The sequence below is a fragment of the Chachezhania antarctica genome (assembly GCF_003646465.1).
GTDB lineage: Bacteria > Pseudomonadota > Alphaproteobacteria > Rhodobacterales > Rhodobacteraceae > Chachezhania > Chachezhania antarctica.
This window is the reverse complement of sequence record NZ_QZEX01000012.1, coordinates 14,401-30,002: the sequence shown is the minus strand read 5'-3', so window position 1 is coordinate 30,002 and position 15,602 is coordinate 14,401. Positions and strand designations below refer to the sequence as shown.

Below are 15,602 nucleotides of genomic sequence, written 5' to 3'. Positions count from 1 at the left end.
GCCGCCTCTCAGCCCTGTGCCCGCAGCCCGGACCGCGCGAGGGCGGCGATCAGATCCGTCCTGGTGACGATGCCGACGATCCGGCCCTTTTCAAGGACCGGCACCGCATCGACATCACCATCGGCCATCATCGGCAGGAGCACCCCGACCGGAGTCGCCGGTACCGCCCGAGGCCCGGCGACGCTCATGATGTCCTTGGCTCGGACCGGCTGCGTGCGACCCTGGTCGATCAGGCGCCGAAACGCCGCGAGATATCCACGGTCGAGCCGAAGCGCATCCTCGCGCGCTCGGTCGATCAGGTGCATCTGGAAGATCACGCCAAGATAACGCCCCTCGACCCCGGTCACCGGAAGCGAGGTAAAGCGATGATGTCTGAACAGGTCCGCAATCTTTGACAGCGGAGTGTCCGGGCCAATGGTCACCAGATCACGCGACATGACGTCGGTCGCCAGAAGCGGACCTGTCCGGTGCGCGGCGGCCTGCAACTCGGCCGCGCCGATCAATCGCGCCAGATCCTCGACACCCAGGTTGAACGACTGGCGATAGCGATCCAGAAGCTCCGTCAGTTCTTCTCGGGACAGCCCGATGCGCTTGGCGGGATCGGGATCTTCGGTGCGGTGGCGACTTGGCTCATCGAACTGGCGGAATGGATATCTGCGCCCCGTGAGCCGGGCGTAGATCGCAGCACAGACGAACAGCGCGAGGGTGCCCGTGGCGACGGGCGCGATCGCGAACCAGAGTCCAAGTCGCTCGACCGCCTCCGGGCTCATCGTCGCTGTCATGGCGACCGCACCCGCCGGGGGATGGATCGCGCGACACAGGATGCCGACCGTAATCGTCAGCCCGACCGCAAGGGCGATCCGCAGGACAGGGTCAGCGACCACGGAACAGACCACCACACCGACCAGTGCCGCGAGAGTGTTGCCCACCACCGCCGACCACGGCTGCGCCAACGGGCTGTTGGGCACTGCGAACAGCAGGACCGACGTCGCACCGAACGGGGCAATCAGGTAAAGGCCAAGCGTCAGGTCGACCACGGGCGACAACAGGAATGCGCCCGTCACCCCAAGCCCGATCAGGGCGCCGATCCCGGCGCGAAGGGCTTCGGCTGGCGAGGGGCGGCCAATAACCGGGCCAAGCGAACGGAACAGGGACTCCATGACTGCTGCCTTGTCTGTTTTGCCTAAAGTTTCAGCAAGCGACGGCAGTCGCAAGCACATCCGCACGGCATTGAACCGGGCGCTCAGCCTGATAAGCTGCCGCTCACCTAGGGGTGTCCCGACAAGGGGCTGAGATATCGCTGGCGATTGCAGCGCGGTGACCCTTTGAACCTGATCCGGATCATGCCGGCGAAGGGACAGGATCGCAGCGCTCTCTTGCCCTTGCCGGCCTCAGAATGACGAGGCCGCCTTGCCATATCAACCGACAGACCCGCGCCCGATCCCGGCGGCCATCGCCGTAGTCGTGCGCGACACCCAGGTCCTTCTCGTGCGTCGCGCCAATCCGCCCGATGCGGGCCTTTGGGGATTTCCCGGCGGCAAGATTGACCAGGGCGAACCCCTGTTCGACGCAGCCATCCGCGAACTGGCCGAGGAGACCGGCGTTTCCGCAGACCCGCTGCGGGTGATCACGGCGCTCGACGCCTTTGATCACGACGGCACCGGCACCTTGCGCCGCCATTTCATCCTGATCGCCGTTCTGTTCCGCTGGATCGCCGGGGTTCCGGTTGCCGCAGATGACGCGCTCGAGGCGCGCTGGATCGACCTTGCCGCGCTGACGGATGGCAGCCTCGCGCTCAGCCGCGATGTCGGCGCAGTTGCGGACCAGGCCGCAGCCCTGATGGCGGGGGCACCGACATGATCGCCAACGTCCTGACCATTGCGGGCACGGACCCGTCCGGCGGCGCCGGCATCCAGGCCGACATCAAGACCATGTCGGCGCTTGGCGCCTATGCCTGTTCGGTCGTCACGGCCGTGGTGGCGCAAAACACCTGCGGCGTTCGGTCCTTCGTAAGCGGCGTCTACGCCCCACCGGAGTTCAGCTGGACGGCTTGAAGTTCCAGGGTAGCAGCTCGTCGATCCGGTGCGCAGGATGGCCTGCCGCGATCGCCTCGAGCGTCGCCTTGAGGTAGGCGAAGGGCTCGATCCCGTTGATCTTTGCCGTGGCGATGAGCGAGGCGATGCGCCCCCAGGTGCGTCCGCCTTCATCGTGCCCAGCAAAGAGTGCGTTCTTCCGTGTCAGGGCGATCGGCCTGATGAGGTTCTCCACGGCATTGGAGTCGATCTCGACGCGGCCGTCCTGCAGGAAGGTCTGCAGCCCGTCCCACTGCCGGTGGATGTAGGCGAGTTTCTCTCCGAGGCGGGACTTGGCGGAGACCCGGCGGCGCTGGAGTTGCAACCATTCGCCGAACTCGGCCACCAGCGGCGCGGTGCGTGTCTGTCTCGCCGACAGGCGCTGTCCCGGTCCCATGCCGCGGATCTCGGTTTCGATACGGTAGAACTCGGCGATCCGGCGCAGCCCCTCGGCGGCGATCTCCGATCCGTCGCGGTCAAAGACTTCCTTCAGCTTTCGGCGCGCATGTGCCCAACAATGTGCAACCGTGATCGGCGCGCCTCCCGTGCGCGAGGGGTGCGTCAGTCGATCGTAGCCGGGATAGCCGTCCAGCTGCAGGATGCCGTCGAAGCCCTGCAGGATCTGCTCCGCGTTCACGCCGGCGCGGCTCGGGTGGTACGTGAAGACCACGCCGGGCGGGTCATCGCTGCCCCAACCCCGATCGTCTCGGGCCAGCGCCCAGAGGAAGCCAGTCTTCGTCCTGCCTCGCCCGGGCTCCAGAACCGGCGCCGTCGTTTCGTCCATGAAGAGCTTGCCCGAGCCCTTCAGGTGCTCGGCGAGCCGGTCGACCACCGGGGCAAGGTGGAAGGCCGCCGTGCCGACCCAATCGGCGAGCGTGCTGCGCTGAAGGTCGATTCCGGAACGCGCGAGGATCTGGCTCTGGCGATAGAGAGGCAAATGGTCGGCGAACTTGGCGACGAGCACATGCGCAATGGCGCCCTCGGTCGGCAGCCCGCCCTCGATCAGGAAGGCAGGGGCTGGCGCCTGGGTGACCCCTTCGGCGCAGGCACGGCAGGCATACTTGGGTCGAACCGTCACGATGACGCGGAGCTGGGCCGGCACGATGTCCAGCCGCTCGCTGCGGTCCTCGCCGATCCGGTGCATCGTGCCGCAGCCGCAGGGACACTCCAGGCTGGCCGGCTCGATCACCTGCTCGATCCGGGGGAGGCTCTCAGGCAGATTGCCCCGATTGCGGCGGGCGACCTTGGATCGCCGCGGACCGGACGTGGCCGGGGCGTCTTCATCCTGCTGGGCCTCTGCCTCGGCGACGGCAGTTTCCAGATCTTCGAAGGCCAGCTGCCGCTCGTCCTCACTCAGTTTCTCGGACCTTTTGCCATGCACGACCTGGTTCAGTTCGGCGACGAGGTGCTCAAGGCGCTTGTTGGCTTCCCTGAGTGCATCGCGCTCGCGCAGCACGGCCAGAACAGCGTCACGCTGGTCTTCCGGAATGGCCGACAGGTCGAGGGATGGGGCGCTGGACATGGGGGGATCATACCCCGCTCCTGCGTTCGTCAGACCGGCTTTCCCCGCCCTGAGTCACTCTGCCACAGCGGGGGCGCGCGCCTCCAGAGACCGCACTCGCCGCCAGTCCAGCCCGGCGAACAGCGCTTCGAACTGGGCGCGGTTCAGGGTCATCGCACCATCCCGGATCGCGGGCCAGGTGAAGGTGCTCTCCTCCAGTCGTTTGTAAGCCATGACGAGACCGCTGCCGTCCCAGAACAGGATCTTCATCCGATCTGCACGCTTCGCTCGGAAGATGAAGACCGTCCCGGTGAACGGATCTTCGGCCAAGGTCGACTGCACCAGGGCTGCCAGGCCATCATGCCCCTTGCGGAAGTCTACCGGCTTCGTCGCCACCAGGATGCGGACCCCTTGGGACGGCATCAGCATGTGGGCGCTTCCAGAGCACGCACGATCGCGGCGATCCGATCTGCCGACGTGTCGGGCGACAGCTCTATCCGGGTCGTTCCCTTGACGATCCGGATCACCTGCTGGGGCTTCGCGTCGGAAGGCTCGGGCGTCTCCGTCGGATCGCAAATGACCAGAGGCGCGAAGGCCGGCTCTCCGAGCTCCGCCGGAGGGAGAACCAGCTGCCCCTGCTTTGCCAGACGCCGCCAAGCCGAGAGCTGGTTCGGGCGGATGCCATACTGACCGGCAACCGCATTCACAGTCGCACCCGGCTCCAGGGTCTCTGCCACAGCACGAGCCTTCACGTCGTCCGGCCAGCGCCGATGACCTGACCCGTAGATCTCGACGCCCAGAGATCTGAGAAACGAATTTGTCGCGCACATTGCGAAACGCACTCCACATCATGAGATGGGTATCACCTCGCAGTGCCGGAGCTCATCTACAACGTGGGGTGCAGCCGCCGCTTACGGTCCTTCCAGGCGCTTGACCCAGATTTCGTCGCCAACCAGATCGACTCTGTGCTCGAGGACGTGCGCATCGACGCGGTGAAGATCGGCATGATCGCCAACGCCGGGATCGCCCGCGCGGTGTCCGACCGGCTGCGCCATCACGCGGCGCGCAACATCGTGCTGGACCCGGTGATGGTGGCGAAAAGCGGTCACGCGCTGCTGGATCCCGAAGCGGTTTCGGCGCTGCGCGAGGCGCTGGTGCCTCTGGCCACGGTCATCACGCCGAACCTGCCCGAGGCCGCCGTCCTGCTGAACCGTCCCGACGACTGGACCGCCGCGACCATGACCGCCGCCCTGCCCGAACTCCTGTCTCTCGGCTCCGAGTACGTCCTGCTTAAAGGCGGGCATCTGGAGGGCGCGCACAGCACCGACCTGCTGGCCGGTCCCGAGGGTATCCAGACCCTGCGCGCGCCCCGCATCACCACGACCAACGATCACGGCACGGGCTGCACCTTGTCCTCGGCCATTTCCGCGCTCCTGCCGCATCACGACATGGCCGAGGCCGTGACCCGCGCCAAGGCCTACCTGCATGCGGCGCTGGCCCAAAGCGATGCGCTGGACGTGGGCCACGGGCACGGGCCGGTGCATCATTTCCACGCGCTCTGGGCGTCAGACGGTTAGCGCGTCGATCCTGTCCCTGAGGGCGCGGGCGGCGGCCTCGGGGTCGGGCTGGCCGCAGATGGCGGAAACCACGGCGACGCCCTGCGCGCCGGCCTTCAGGACCTGCGCCACGTGCTCGGCCTTCAGCCCGCCGATCGCCACGGCGGGCACCGGGCTGGCAGCAACCTGCGCCGCCAGCCCTTCGAAACCCACAGGCGCCTTGTGATCCAGCTTGGAAGGCGTGGCAAAGACCGGCCCCGCACCGATGTAGTCGACCAGCGCCGGATCGACGGCGGCGGCCAGCGCGGGTGTCTCGACCGACAGGCCCAGCACCATCGCCGGACCGATCCGGGCGCGGGCCTCGGTCACGGCCATGTCGCCCTGCCCGATGTGCAGCCCGTCCGCACCAATCGCAACGGCGGCCTCCACGTCGTCGTTCACGATCAGCACCACGCCGGTTCCGGCCAGCGCCGCCTTCAGTGCCCGGCCAGTCTCGATCATCCGCGCGGTGCCTGCCGCCTTGTCGCGCAGTTGCACAACCGTCGCCCCGCCCGCGACGGCAGCGCGGGCGGTTTCGACCAAGCCGACCCCGGCGCACAGGCCGGGATCAAGCACGAGGTAAAGCGAGAGGTCAGGGCAGCGCCTCACGCGGGAACCGCCGCGTCGTAAATCGCCGCCCTCGACAGGTCCGCCGGGGTGACCGCCGCCAGCGCATCGAGGAACCGGGGCGCAAAGCTGCCCGGCCCCGAGGCGCCCTCATCCGCCTTCGCCCCCGCAACGGCGAAATGCGCAAGCGCAGCGACGGCGGCGTCGAAGGCGTCTTCGGCCACCGCAGCATAGGCCCCGCAAAGGCAGGTCAGCGAACAGCCCAGGGCGGTGTTCATCGGCATGAAAGGCGAACCACCCTCGACCCGCACTGCGCGGGTGCCGTCGGTGACATAATCGACCTCGCCCGTCACGGCGACCACGGCACCGCTGCTGCGCGCCAGCCGACGCGCCCCCTCTTCCGCCGCCGCGACTGGATCACGCCCGTCGACGCCCTGCCCCTTGCTTGCCTCTCCGGCCAGCGACAGGATTTCCGAGGCATTGCCCCGGATGATCGTCGGGCGTTCGGCCACCAGCGCCTGCACAACCTCGCGGCGATAGGCCGTCGCCTGGCAGGCCACCGGATCCAGCACCCAGGGCCGCCACGCACCTCGCGCGCCCCGGATTGCAGCGTGCATTCCGGCGACGAAGGGCGGCGACAGGGTGCCGATATTCACCGTCACGGCTCCGGCAATCCCGGCGAATTCCTCGGCCTCCTCGACGTCGAAAACCATGGCGGGGCTGGCCCCCGCCGCCAGCATCACATTGGCGGCGATGTTCATGGCGACGTAGTTGGTTATGCACTGCACCAGCGGCGGCGTGGCGCGCAGCGCGGTCAGAAGGGTGTCCGGTGCCTGGCTCATGCCTTGTCCTCCAGCGGGATATACAGGTCTCCGCCTTGGCGGAACTTCTCGGCCATGCGGGCCATGCCGTCCTTCTGCGCCTCGGCGCGGATGTCGTGGGAAATCCTCATCGAGCAGAATTTCGGTCCGCACATCGAACAGAAATGCGCGACCTTATGGGCCTCCTTCGGCAGGGTCTCGTCATGCATCGACCGAGCGGTTTCGGGATCGAGCGAGAGGTTGAACTGGTCCTCCCACCTGAATTCGAACCGTGCGCGGCTCAGCGCATCGTCGCGGATCTGTGCCGCCGGATGGCCTTTGGCGAGGTCCGCCGCATGGGCCGCGATCTTGTAGGTGATGACGCCCACCTTCACGTCGTCGCGGTCTGGCAGGCCCAGGTGTTCCTTCGGCGTCACGTAGCAAAGCATCGCCGTGCCGAACCAGCCGATCATCGCCGCGCCAATGCCGCTGGTGATATGATCGTATCCCGGCGCAATGTCCGTTGTGAGCGGCCCGAGCGTATAGAACGGCGCCTCGCCGCAGACCTGCAACTGCTTGTCCATGTTGGCCTTGATCTTGTGCATGGGCACATGGCCCGGCCCCTCGATCATCACCTGGCAATCCCGCGCCCAGGCGATCTGCGTCAGCTCTCCGAGGGTCTCAAGCTCGGCAAATTGCGCCTCGTCATTGGCATCCGCGATGGAACCGGGGCGCAGCCCGTCACCGAGCGAGAAGGACACGTCATAGGCGCGCGCGATCTCGCAGATCTCGTCGAAATGCTCGTACAGAAAACTTTGGCGGTTATGGTGCAGGCACCACTTTGCCATGATCGAGCCCCCGCGCGACACGATCCCCGTCACCCGGTTCACCGTCATCGGGATCATGTGCAGCCGCACACCTGCATGTATGGTGAAGTAATCCACCCCCTGCTCGGCCTGTTCGATCAGGGTGTCGCGAAAGACCTCCCAGCTCAGGTCCTCGGCGATGCCGCCGACCTTTTCCAGCGCCTGGTACAGCGGCACCGTGCCGATCGGGACCGGCGAGTTTCGCAGGATCCAGTCGCGGATGTTGTGGATGTTGCGCCCCGTCGACAGGTCCATGACCGTGTCGGCGCCCCATCTGGTCGCCCAGACCATCTTTTCCACTTCCTCGGCCATCGAGGAGGTCACCGCCGAGTTGCCGATATTGGCGTTGATCTTGACGAGGAAGTTCCGCCCGATCGCCATCGGCTCGGCCTCGGGATGGTTGATGTTCGCGGGGATGATCGCGCGGCCCTTGGCGATCTCGTCACGCACGAATTCCGGCGTGATGAAATCCGGAATTTCCGCACCGAAACTTTCGCCGTCGCGCGCCAATGTCTGTGCATGGGCCTCTGCCTGCGCCTTGCGCCCGAGGTTTTCGCGGATCGCGACGAATTCCATCTCGGGCGTGACGATGCCCGCGCGGGCATAGGCCATCTGGGTCACCGCCCGACCTTGCGTGGCGCGACGGGGCGCGTTGCGAACGGGAAACTCCGGCGTCAGTCGCGCGCCTTCGGCAAAGCCGTTGTCAGCCGGCTGCACATGGCGCCCGTCGTAGGTTTCGGTATCGCCACGGGCCGCGATCCAGCCCTCGCGCAGGCGCGGCAGGCCCCGGTCGATGGCGACCGTCGCCTCCGGGTCCGTATAGGGGCCCGAGCTGTCATAGACGGTGACGGGCGGTTCCCCGGCCGTGGGGTGCAGCTCGATCTCGCGCATGGGCACGCGGATATCGGGGTGACGGGTGCCCGCGTGCCAGACGCGGCGCGACGCGGGCAGCGGGCCCGTGGTGACGGTTGGGGTGAGATCTTTCATCGGTCGGAGCCTCCATAGCTCAAAGCGTTGGAGACCCAGTTCCGCGTCGAATGGGATTGCCGGTGTGGGAATAGCCCTCCACGAAAGTGGTCGGGGCCCGCGCGGCCAGTGCACCATCCCTACGCCAGTGTGAACTGGATCAGGTTCATCGGGTCACTGCGCTGCACGGGTGCCAGCAGTATCTCAGCCTCTTGTCGAGACCCCCCGGGTGAGTGCCCGCAGGCTGTTCTGGGCGCGCGCAAATGTCAACGCATGATAAGAGGGGCCATTATCGTTACCACTCGGGCGGGTGATTTGAGACTGTCCGGAATCCGCGCGCCTCGGTATATTGCTCAGACTTGTGCCACGCCCGGGCGGTTTCGATATCGGGGAATTCCACGACGACGGTGCGCAGACTGTCATCCTCGCCTTCCAACTTTTCTGGCGTTGCCCCCCGAACAACGAACCGGCCCCCGAAGGCCTGCACCGCCGGACTGGAACGGGCTGCGTATTCCTTGTAGGCTTCGGCGTCACTTATCTTCACTCTTGCAAGAACCAGTGCCGGCATTTCGCCTTCTCCGTGTTTTTGTTGTCTAGTTCGCGGTCACCAGCGCCCCATCATACAGGATCTGCTGACCAGAAATATAGTCGTTGTCGTCCGACAACAAAAACGCGGCCATCCGCGCGTAGCCTTCGGGCGTTCCATACCGGCGCAATGGAACCGTCGCCAAGGTCTGCGCGCGCACGTCATCGACACCGATATTGCGCTGCTTCGCGTAGGAGTCGTTCCACTCGCGAATACGGCCTGTTTCAACATATCCCGGCGCCAGGGCGTTGAGCATGATCCCTTCCGGCCCGAGTTCAAGTGCCGCCGTCTTGAGCGCATTGACCAGCGCGGCGCGGAGACTGTTTGACAGGCCAATACCGGCATAGGGCGACTTGACGGTAAAAGACGACACCGCCACAACCCGTCCGCTTTCGGCTTCCTGCATTTGCGGCACCAACGCCCGCAGCACACGCAAAGGGCCATTCACCATGATTTCGACCGATTGTGACCAATCCTCATCCGTGATGGCCATCAACGGCTTGACCGGCGGTCCGCCGTGGTTGAGCAGCAAGGCACTGGCCCCGCCCAGACCGCTGGCGGTTTCTGCCAATGCAGCCGCGACCGCGGGTTCGGCAACACTGCCGGGCACAATTTCGATCCGCACGTCATGGCGAGCGCGCAGCGTATCGGCGGCCTCTTTGGGATTGCGCGATGAAAGCACCAGATCATACCCGCGTTTTGCCATTTCCTCGGCCACGGCGAATCCCAGCCCGGAACGGGCGCCGACAACAACGCAAACCTGATTTCTGCTCATATCAAATCCTCAGTTCGTGGCTGGCTCAGGGCCTCAGGCCGTGCACACAGTCCCGCCAGGTCAGGACGGTGTGTTTCCGATTTCGGATTCCCTGTCGTTCACCCGGCGCCAAGCGATAAGATCCTCAATCGAGATCAACTTGAGCCCATAACGGCGGGAAAAGGCCGCCAGGTCGGGGAGTCGAGCCATTTCGCCGTCGGCCAGCGCAATCTCGCAGAGCACGCCGCCGGAGTAGCGCCCAGCCAAACGCGACAGGTCCAGCGATGCCTCGGTGTGTCCGGGACGTCCAAGCACCCCTTCGGGGTGTGCGCGCAGCGGAAAGACATGGCCGGGACGGTTGAAATCGCCCGGCACGCGGTTGGCGTCGGTCAGCGCACGGATGGTTTTTGCCCGGTCAGACGCCGAAATTCCCGTGGTTGTCCCTTCGCGCAGATCACAGGTGATTGTGAACCCGGTGCTGAGAAACTCGGTGTTGTTCCCCACCATCTGCGGCAGGTCCAACTGCTCCAGGCGCTCGGCGGACAGTGACACACAAATCAGCCCCCGCCCCTCGGTCGCCATGAAGTTGATGTCGGCAGGGGTGACCGCGTCAGCGGCCATGATCAGATCGCCCTCGTTCTCGCGGTCAGCGTCATCAACGACGATCACCATCTCGCCGCGCGCAATCGCGGTGATCGCATCCTCCACCCTATCCAGCACAATCGGCGAAACGATCTCGCCTTCCAGCAGATTCAGGCTGACTACATTCGCCATCGTGTTCATTGGGTTACCTCGGCAGTTCCAGTACAGTAGCTTTGGATCGTCTTTCCTGCGATTTGGGTCATTCGCTTTCCTTCCCTTTAGATCGCCCGGACTAGCCCGCCATCCACAAGCAGGCCCTGGCCGGTGATGTATCCGGAGTCCTCGGAAAGCAGGAAGGCAATCGTCGCACCCATTTCATATTCGACTGCCGCATATCGCCCCATCGGGATCTTCGCCAGCGCCTCGGGTTTGCTGGGATAATTGTCGACGAAGCCGGGCAGCACGGCATTGATCCGCCAGCCTTCGCCGCCGTGGCGGGCGACGCAGAGCTTGAGAAAGCCTGACAACGCGGCCCGGAAGACCGCCGATAACGGATAGGTCAGTTCCGGTTCACGTGCGGCATAGGTCGAGACCGATACCGCCGCTCCCGACTTTTGCCGCGCAAAAATCGGGGCCAGGTGCCGCATCGCGCGGACCGTCGGCATCAGGATGATTTCCATCGCAGTGTGCCAGTCGTCGTCGGTGAGCTCCAGGATTTCTCCCTTGGGCGGATGGCCGGTATTGATGACGGCGCCATCAATCCGTCCGTGAAGATCCATCGCGGTCGAAATGAGCCGGGCGATGTCGTCATCGTTGGTCACGTCTCCGCGCAGGGCCGTTGCGCCCAGTTCCGCGGCCGCGGCTTCGATCTTTTCCGAACGCGACATCAGCACGAGTGACCAGCCGCGCGCCGCCAATGCGCGGGCCGCGCCCAGCCCGATGCCCGAGCTCGCCGCCGTCACCACGGCGACCTTGGCCCGCTGCGTTTCCCCGCCATTGGTTACATCGCCCTGCATCGCCGCCTCCTTGGTTGGCGCGGCAACACCAGCCGCGCCGGTCACATGTTTTCTCAGATGTCGGGCATCCACAAATCTGGCACGTATTCGTACCCCGATCCATTGCGCACCACATGACCAAAGCCCGGGAACTCCAGGTGCATCCCGCCGATGGCCAGACGGTCCGCAGAAATACGATCCAGGATACGATGCCGCGTTTTGCGGGCAAGGTCGACGTCCACGTCAAAAGCCAGACCGACGTCGGGACGGGCAATCTGCACCACCGGCACGTGGGTAATATCACCCCAGATCAGCAGTTCTTCGTCACCGCTGGACAGGTGATAACCGCTGTGGCCAGGGGTGTGGCCCGGCAAGGCTTCGCGGCGCATGCCGGGAATGATCTCTTCCTCGCCGATTGCGTGCCAGCGGTCGCCATAGGCCTTGCGCAGCTGTGGCGCGTAGGAGTTGACCTGTTCGGATACGCCCACTTCGTCGGTCGGCGGCTCACCCCCAAGCCAATGTTTCTCTTCGTCTACCGACAGAAAGACTTCGGCCCGCGGGAAGATCGCAGCCCCGTCGTCGTCCAGCATACCGCCGGCATGGTCAGCGTGGATATGGGTCAAGGCAATGCGGTCGATCTGGTCAGGTGTCACCCCAACCACCGCCAGATTGTCCACCACCTTTCCGAGCGTCGGTCCCATCAGATTGCGTGCACCGGTGTCCACCAACGTGCGCGAACCGCCCTTCTCAATCAGATAGGCACCGATGGTAATATGCGGATCGCCGGGGCGAAAGCGGCCTTCCAGGGTTTTCTTCACCTCGTCGGGCGCCATGCCGACCATTACCTCGGCCGGCACCGGAACGATACCGTCGTTGATCGCCGTGACCACAAAGTCGCCCACGCGCCTGCGGTAAATGCCCGGCGCTTGCCGGATCGATTGGTCGTCAGTCATTTGCGTCTCCTCCGCGTTGTGTCTCTTATTAGTTTGCGAAGACGCCAAGCCCCCGCGTCCGCGCGATCAGGACAATTCGGCCGTCCGGTTCAAGACCGTTATGATACGGCTGAAGCACTATTCTGCATCGCCATCGGGTCCGAATATACCCATGAAATACCTGACGGGAGTCAGCATCCGATCTCCTCGCGCCCCTGCGCCGCTCATCGCAGTGGCGCGAGGGACTTTTTTCATTGCCTGAAGCCGGAGGGTATCAGAGCGGCTGATCGCGCCAAGTGCCCTCGCGCAGTTCTTTGCGGAAGGTCGGCTTGCGCTGTTCCAGCTTGATGCCGAGCTTCGGCAGAACTTTCTCTACCAGCAACTCGTTCGAACGCAGCAGTTTGTCGACCGGGCCCGGTCCAACGCCGATCCAGGGCACGATCATTTCCATGCCGTAGGTCTCGATCATCTTCTCCATCTTGGCGGCCACGGTATCTACCGAGCCGGCAATCGCGAAGCCGCGATCCACCATCGATTCATAGGTGTTGGGGATCGGCCCCTCTTCGCCCGGGCGCCGCAGCGCCTCGTTGAAGCCAAAGTGATCGTGCCAGCCGGTCCAGATATAGCCAAGCGCGTCCTTGCCGATATTGAAGGCCTCTTCGTCGGTATCGGCGACAACGATGTCGCGAAAGTGACCCACGTTCTGACCCCATTTGACGTTGGGGTCGCGGCCCACTGCCTCGGAATGGTAGGCATCGAGGCACATCCGCAGGGTCTCGTCGATGGGCGTGAAGACGATCGGCCAGGCCCCTTCCTGCGCCGCCCATTTCATGGTGTTGGGGCTGAGCGTGAAGGGCACCATCATTTCGATTGTCGAGGGATCCTGAAGGGTGTTCGGCGCGATGCCGATCTTTTTCAGGATATCGCCATCAACCATGTCCGGCGCCATTTTTTTGGTCTTCGGGTGATCCCACTTCACGTTTTCGGGCGGAATCTGCCAATGCTTGCCTTGATACGAGAAGGTCCTGTTGTTCAGGAGTCCTTTGATCACGTCATAGGATTCCTGGAAGAGTTCCCGATTGCGCGCATCGTTGGTGGCGTAGTCGGGATCGGTCGCAAAGGTCGCCACGGCGCCGTTCTTCTGGCCGATCGTAGTGACGTGACGTGCCTGATAGCCCCGCGCAAAGCCGGTGAACATGCGGCCTTCGGAGAAATGATCCAGCATCGCCAAATCCTCGGCCACGAGGATCGGATTGCGCGCCGGAAGCACGGTGGCCATCTGGCCGATGCGGATGCGTTTGGTGAAGCCGGCGGCCCAGGAACCCAGCAGGATCGGATTGTTTGAAATCTCCAAGCCTTCCAGATGAAAATGGTGCTCCGAAAAGGCGACGAAGTCAAAGCCGAGGTCTTCGAGCTGCTTGATCACGCGGGCGTGTTCGTTCAGCGACCGCTGGTAGTAAGTCGGGTTGGCTCCTGGGTACTGCTCTGATTGTAACTCATCGTGTTTCGCGGCCGCAGCCGGTAGCAGAAACGCTCCAAATCGCATGTGTTTTCTCCTTTCTTGATTTACGTATCAACGCCGGGGCGATGTCTTTCCGATGTTCCCGCCCTCCACCTCCAAAGCGAATCGGGCGGGTCATTCAACTCTTGCGAATGGCAAACTCCGTGACCTGATCGGCGATTGTGTCGAGTTGGAAGCGCACGGCGGCATCCACACAGACACCCGCGTCATCGAAGACTTTTTGGGTGGAATTGATCATCCCGCCCATTGGCGTCGGCCAGCCGCGCAGCGCATGGACAATGGCGCGAAGCGCGGACAGCGTTTGACCAGCGGCCTGCCAACCTGCGCCGCAAGCGATCGAGCCCACCGGCAGCCCATCGAAATACACGCGGGCATCGCGGTTCATGTCTTCGGTATAATCGAGCGCATTCTTCACTAGCCCGGAGACCGAGCCGTGAAAGGCGGGAGAGCACAAGACCAGCCCATCGCATTCGCGCATCAGCGCGATCATCTCCTGGGCGGCCGCGCTGCGCTCGGCAGACTCGGGCGAATAAAGCGGTAGGTTCAGCGCCTGCCCGGAAATCAGTTTTGTGCGGGCACCGCGCTCCTCGGCTCGTGCAAGCACATGGTGCAGGGCTTTTTGCCCGGTGGACTGATTCCGCAAAGTTCCACCGACCCCCAGAATCAGGGGGCGGTTCTTTTCTCTCATCATTGAAGATGTCCTCCCTAGGCCTTCAGTCGAGCCGCCGCCTCACTCTCTCTGGCGTTTCGCAGCATCGACAAGAATGAGGTTATTACTCATCCCGACAACATCGCAAAACTAACTGTCTTCTGTTCACTCAGCGAACGCTCATTCGGTGCCCTGCCCTGCCCGCAGCAGATCCAGGGCCACGTCGACGATCATGTCTTCCTGACCGCCGACCATTTTGCGCTCGCCCAACTCGACCAGGATTTCGCGCGAATCGAGACCGTAGGTCTTGGCGGCGGTTTCGGCATGACGCAGGAAGCTCGAATAGACCCCGGCATACCCCAGCGCGATAGTTTCGCGGTCCACCTGCACCGGCCTGTCCTGGATCGGGCGCACCAGCCGGTCAGCCGCGTCCATAAGCGCGAAAAGATCGCAGCCGTGGTCCCAACCGGACCGCTCGGCGACAGCCACGAAGGCTTCGATCGGCGTATTGCCGGCTCCTGCGCCCATCCCGGCCAAAGAGCCGTCCACCCGGAACGCGCCCTGTTCCACCGCAACAACCGAATTGGCCACCGCAAGCGACAGATTCTGATGCGCGTGGATACCCACCTGGGTTTCCGGATTCAGTACATCGCGATAGGCGCGGATACGGTCCCGTGCGCCATCCATCAGCAGCGCGCCGGCCGAGTCGGTGACATAGACGCAATGGGCGCCATAGCTTTCCATCAACAACGCCTGTTCGGCCAACTCCTTTGGCCCCAACATGTGCGCCATCATCAAAAAGCCCGACACATCCATGCCGATCTTGCGGGCATGGGCGATATGCTGGGCGGCGACATCGGCCTCGGTGCAATGGGTGGCCACACGGACTGAGCGCACCCCCGCATCATAGGCGGCCTGAAGGTCGTGAATGGTGCCGATCCCCGGCACCAGAAGAGCTGTCAGTTTGGCGGTTTCAAGCTTGTCGGCGACGGCGGCGATCCATTCAAGATCGGTGTGGCGCCCAAAACCATAGGCAAAGCTCGACCCGGCCAGCCCGTCGCCGTGGCTCAGTTCGATCGCGGCCACGCCGGCGCGGTCCAGCGCCGTGGCGATGTCGATGCACTGATCCAAAGTGTACCGGTGGCGGATCGCGTGCATCCCGTCGCGCAGGGTAACATCCTGTACGTAAAGCTTGGTCTTGTCCGAGTCGGTCAT

At 64.2% G+C, this 15,602-nt stretch carries 17 protein-coding genes, 1 pseudogene and 2 riboswitches; of the genes and pseudogenes, 3 read left to right on the top strand and 15 right to left on the bottom strand.

From position 1 onward, the window contains the following. Positions 1 to 8 precede the first annotated feature (8 nt). The gene (locus D4754_RS19295) at positions 9 to 1,160 is read right to left on the bottom strand and encodes an HPP family protein (RefSeq protein ID WP_121066852.1); all 1,152 of its coding nucleotides are present in this window, start codon (positions 1,158 to 1,160) and stop codon (positions 9 to 11) included. A gap of 99 nt (positions 1,161 to 1,259) precedes the next feature. Next, positions 1,260 to 1,376: riboswitch (TPP riboswitch) on the top strand. Positions 1,377 to 1,410: 34 nt separating this feature from the next. On the opposite strand from D4754_RS19295, the gene D4754_RS19290 reads away from it, so the two are divergent. Both D4754_RS19290 and D4754_RS19285 read left to right on the top strand, forming a co-directional pair. Beyond that, positions 1,411 to 1,860 (top strand): NUDIX hydrolase, encoded by a 450-nt coding sequence (locus D4754_RS19290; RefSeq protein ID WP_071974376.1) that lies wholly within the window; start codon positions 1,411 to 1,413, stop codon positions 1,858 to 1,860. Then, positions 1,857 to 2,009 (top strand): annotated as a pseudogene (locus tag D4754_RS19285) (bifunctional hydroxymethylpyrimidine kinase/phosphomethylpyrimidine kinase); the annotation flags it as partial. The gene D4754_RS19290 and the pseudogene D4754_RS19285, both read left to right, overlap by 4 nt. 28 nt (positions 2,010 to 2,037) lie before the next feature. On the opposite strand, the gene tnpC reads toward D4754_RS19285, so the two are convergent. From tnpC to tnpA, 3 genes are read right to left on the bottom strand one after another with little or no spacing between them, the layout of a single operon-like run. After that, positions 2,038 to 3,594 (bottom strand): IS66 family transposase, encoded by a 1,557-nt coding sequence (gene tnpC, locus D4754_RS19280; protein WP_121066849.1) that lies wholly within the window; start codon positions 3,592 to 3,594, stop codon positions 2,038 to 2,040. Between the two features lie 54 nt (positions 3,595 to 3,648). Continuing rightward, on the bottom strand, positions 3,649 to 4,002 hold the full coding sequence (gene tnpB, locus D4754_RS19275; protein ID WP_121066846.1) for an IS66 family insertion sequence element accessory protein TnpB: 354 nt from the start codon (positions 4,000 to 4,002) through the stop codon (positions 3,649 to 3,651). After that, positions 3,996 to 4,415: an IS66-like element accessory protein TnpA gene (gene tnpA, locus D4754_RS24585; RefSeq protein WP_420837224.1), complete on the bottom strand. Its 420-nt coding sequence runs from the start codon at positions 4,413 to 4,415 to the stop codon at positions 3,996 to 3,998. The genes tnpB and tnpA overlap by 7 nt, the downstream gene beginning before the upstream one ends. 30 nt (positions 4,416 to 4,445) lie before the next feature. Here tnpA and thiD point away from each other — a divergent pair, with 30 nt between their 5' ends. Continuing rightward, the gene (thiD, locus tag D4754_RS19265; RefSeq protein ID WP_083545807.1) at positions 4,446 to 5,150 is read left to right on the top strand and encodes a bifunctional hydroxymethylpyrimidine kinase/phosphomethylpyrimidine kinase; all 705 of its coding nucleotides are present in this window, start codon (positions 4,446 to 4,448) and stop codon (positions 5,148 to 5,150) included. Here the strand turns inward: thiD and thiE are convergent. The 11 genes from thiE to dmpG form a co-directional block, all read right to left on the bottom strand. Continuing rightward, a complete protein-coding gene (gene thiE, locus D4754_RS19260) occupies positions 5,139 to 5,777 on the bottom strand; it encodes a thiamine phosphate synthase (RefSeq protein ID WP_071974379.1) in 639 nt (212 codons plus the stop codon). The two genes, thiD and thiE, sit on opposite strands and share 12 nt — an antisense overlap. Further along, the gene (gene thiM, locus D4754_RS19255) at positions 5,774 to 6,577 is read right to left on the bottom strand and encodes a hydroxyethylthiazole kinase (RefSeq protein WP_071974380.1); all 804 of its coding nucleotides are present in this window, start codon (positions 6,575 to 6,577) and stop codon (positions 5,774 to 5,776) included. The genes thiE and thiM overlap by 4 nt, the downstream gene beginning before the upstream one ends. Continuing rightward, positions 6,574 to 8,388: a phosphomethylpyrimidine synthase ThiC gene (gene thiC, locus D4754_RS19250; RefSeq protein ID WP_071974381.1), complete on the bottom strand. Its 1,815-nt coding sequence runs from the start codon at positions 8,386 to 8,388 to the stop codon at positions 6,574 to 6,576. Before thiC ends, thiM begins: the two co-directional genes overlap by 4 nt. Before the next feature lie 98 nt (positions 8,389 to 8,486). Next, positions 8,487 to 8,605: riboswitch (TPP riboswitch) on the bottom strand. A 57-nt stretch (positions 8,606 to 8,662) separates the two neighbouring features. After that, entirely contained in the window at positions 8,663 to 8,935 is a 273-nt protein-coding gene (locus D4754_RS19245; protein ID WP_071974382.1) for a DUF1330 domain-containing protein, read from the bottom strand. A gap of 25 nt (positions 8,936 to 8,960) precedes the next feature. Next, entirely contained in the window at positions 8,961 to 9,728 is a 768-nt protein-coding gene (locus tag D4754_RS19240) for an SDR family oxidoreductase (RefSeq protein ID WP_071974383.1), read from the bottom strand. A gap of 60 nt (positions 9,729 to 9,788) precedes the next feature. Next, on the bottom strand, positions 9,789 to 10,490 hold the full coding sequence (gene ribB / locus D4754_RS19235; protein ID WP_205589668.1) for a 3,4-dihydroxy-2-butanone-4-phosphate synthase: 702 nt from the start codon (positions 10,488 to 10,490) through the stop codon (positions 9,789 to 9,791). Between the two features lie 77 nt (positions 10,491 to 10,567). Then, a complete protein-coding gene (locus D4754_RS19230; protein ID WP_071974384.1) occupies positions 10,568 to 11,305 on the bottom strand; it encodes an SDR family oxidoreductase in 738 nt (245 codons plus the stop codon). Positions 11,306 to 11,358: 53 nt separating this feature from the next. Next, positions 11,359 to 12,237 (bottom strand): MBL fold metallo-hydrolase, encoded by an 879-nt coding sequence (locus D4754_RS19225; protein ID WP_071974385.1) that lies wholly within the window; start codon positions 12,235 to 12,237, stop codon positions 11,359 to 11,361. Positions 12,238 to 12,490: 253 nt separating this feature from the next. After that, the gene (locus tag D4754_RS19220) at positions 12,491 to 13,762 is read right to left on the bottom strand and encodes an LLM class flavin-dependent oxidoreductase (protein ID WP_071974386.1); all 1,272 of its coding nucleotides are present in this window, start codon (positions 13,760 to 13,762) and stop codon (positions 12,491 to 12,493) included. A gap of 94 nt (positions 13,763 to 13,856) precedes the next feature. Continuing rightward, positions 13,857 to 14,429, bottom strand: a complete 573-nt coding sequence (locus D4754_RS19215; protein ID WP_205589667.1) for an NADPH-dependent FMN reductase — start codon at positions 14,427 to 14,429, stop codon at positions 13,857 to 13,859. Between the two features lie 138 nt (positions 14,430 to 14,567). Continuing rightward, a complete protein-coding gene (gene dmpG / locus D4754_RS19210) occupies positions 14,568 to 15,602 on the bottom strand; it encodes a 4-hydroxy-2-oxovalerate aldolase (protein WP_071974387.1) in 1,035 nt (344 codons plus the stop codon).

Coding starts and splice junctions, on each gene's coding strand:
- D4754_RS19225 (WP_071974385.1), bottom strand. CDS start 12,237: ATGACTGACGACCAATCGATCCGGCAAGCGCCGGGCATTTACCGCAGG.
- D4754_RS19245 (WP_071974382.1), bottom strand. CDS start 8,935: ATGCCGGCACTGGTTCTTGCAAGAGTGAAGATAAGTGACGCCGAAGCC.
- D4754_RS19240 (WP_071974383.1), bottom strand. CDS start 9,728: ATGAGCAGAAATCAGGTTTGCGTTGTTGTCGGCGCCCGTTCCGGGCTG.
- ribB (WP_205589668.1), bottom strand. CDS start 10,490: ATGAACACGATGGCGAATGTAGTCAGCCTGAATCTGCTGGAAGGCGAG.
- dmpG (WP_071974387.1), bottom strand. CDS start 15,602: ATGACCGACTCGGACAAGACCAAGCTTTACGTACAGGATGTTACCCTG.
- tnpB (WP_121066846.1), bottom strand. CDS start 4,002: ATGCTGATGCCGTCCCAAGGGGTCCGCATCCTGGTGGCGACGAAGCCG.
- thiM (WP_071974380.1), bottom strand. CDS start 6,577: ATGAGCCAGGCACCGGACACCCTTCTGACCGCGCTGCGCGCCACGCCG.
- D4754_RS19215 (WP_205589667.1), bottom strand. CDS start 14,429: ATGATGAGAGAAAAGAACCGCCCCCTGATTCTGGGGGTCGGTGGAACT.
- D4754_RS19220 (WP_071974386.1), bottom strand. CDS start 13,762: ATGCGATTTGGAGCGTTTCTGCTACCGGCTGCGGCCGCGAAACACGAT.
- D4754_RS19230 (WP_071974384.1), bottom strand. CDS start 11,305: ATGCAGGGCGATGTAACCAATGGCGGGGAAACGCAGCGGGCCAAGGTC.
- D4754_RS19295 (WP_121066852.1), bottom strand. CDS start 1,160: ATGGAGTCCCTGTTCCGTTCGCTTGGCCCGGTTATTGGCCGCCCCTCG.
- tnpC (WP_121066849.1), bottom strand. CDS start 3,594: ATGTCCAGCGCCCCATCCCTCGACCTGTCGGCCATTCCGGAAGACCAG.
- thiC (WP_071974381.1), bottom strand. CDS start 8,388: ATGAAAGATCTCACCCCAACCGTCACCACGGGCCCGCTGCCCGCGTCG.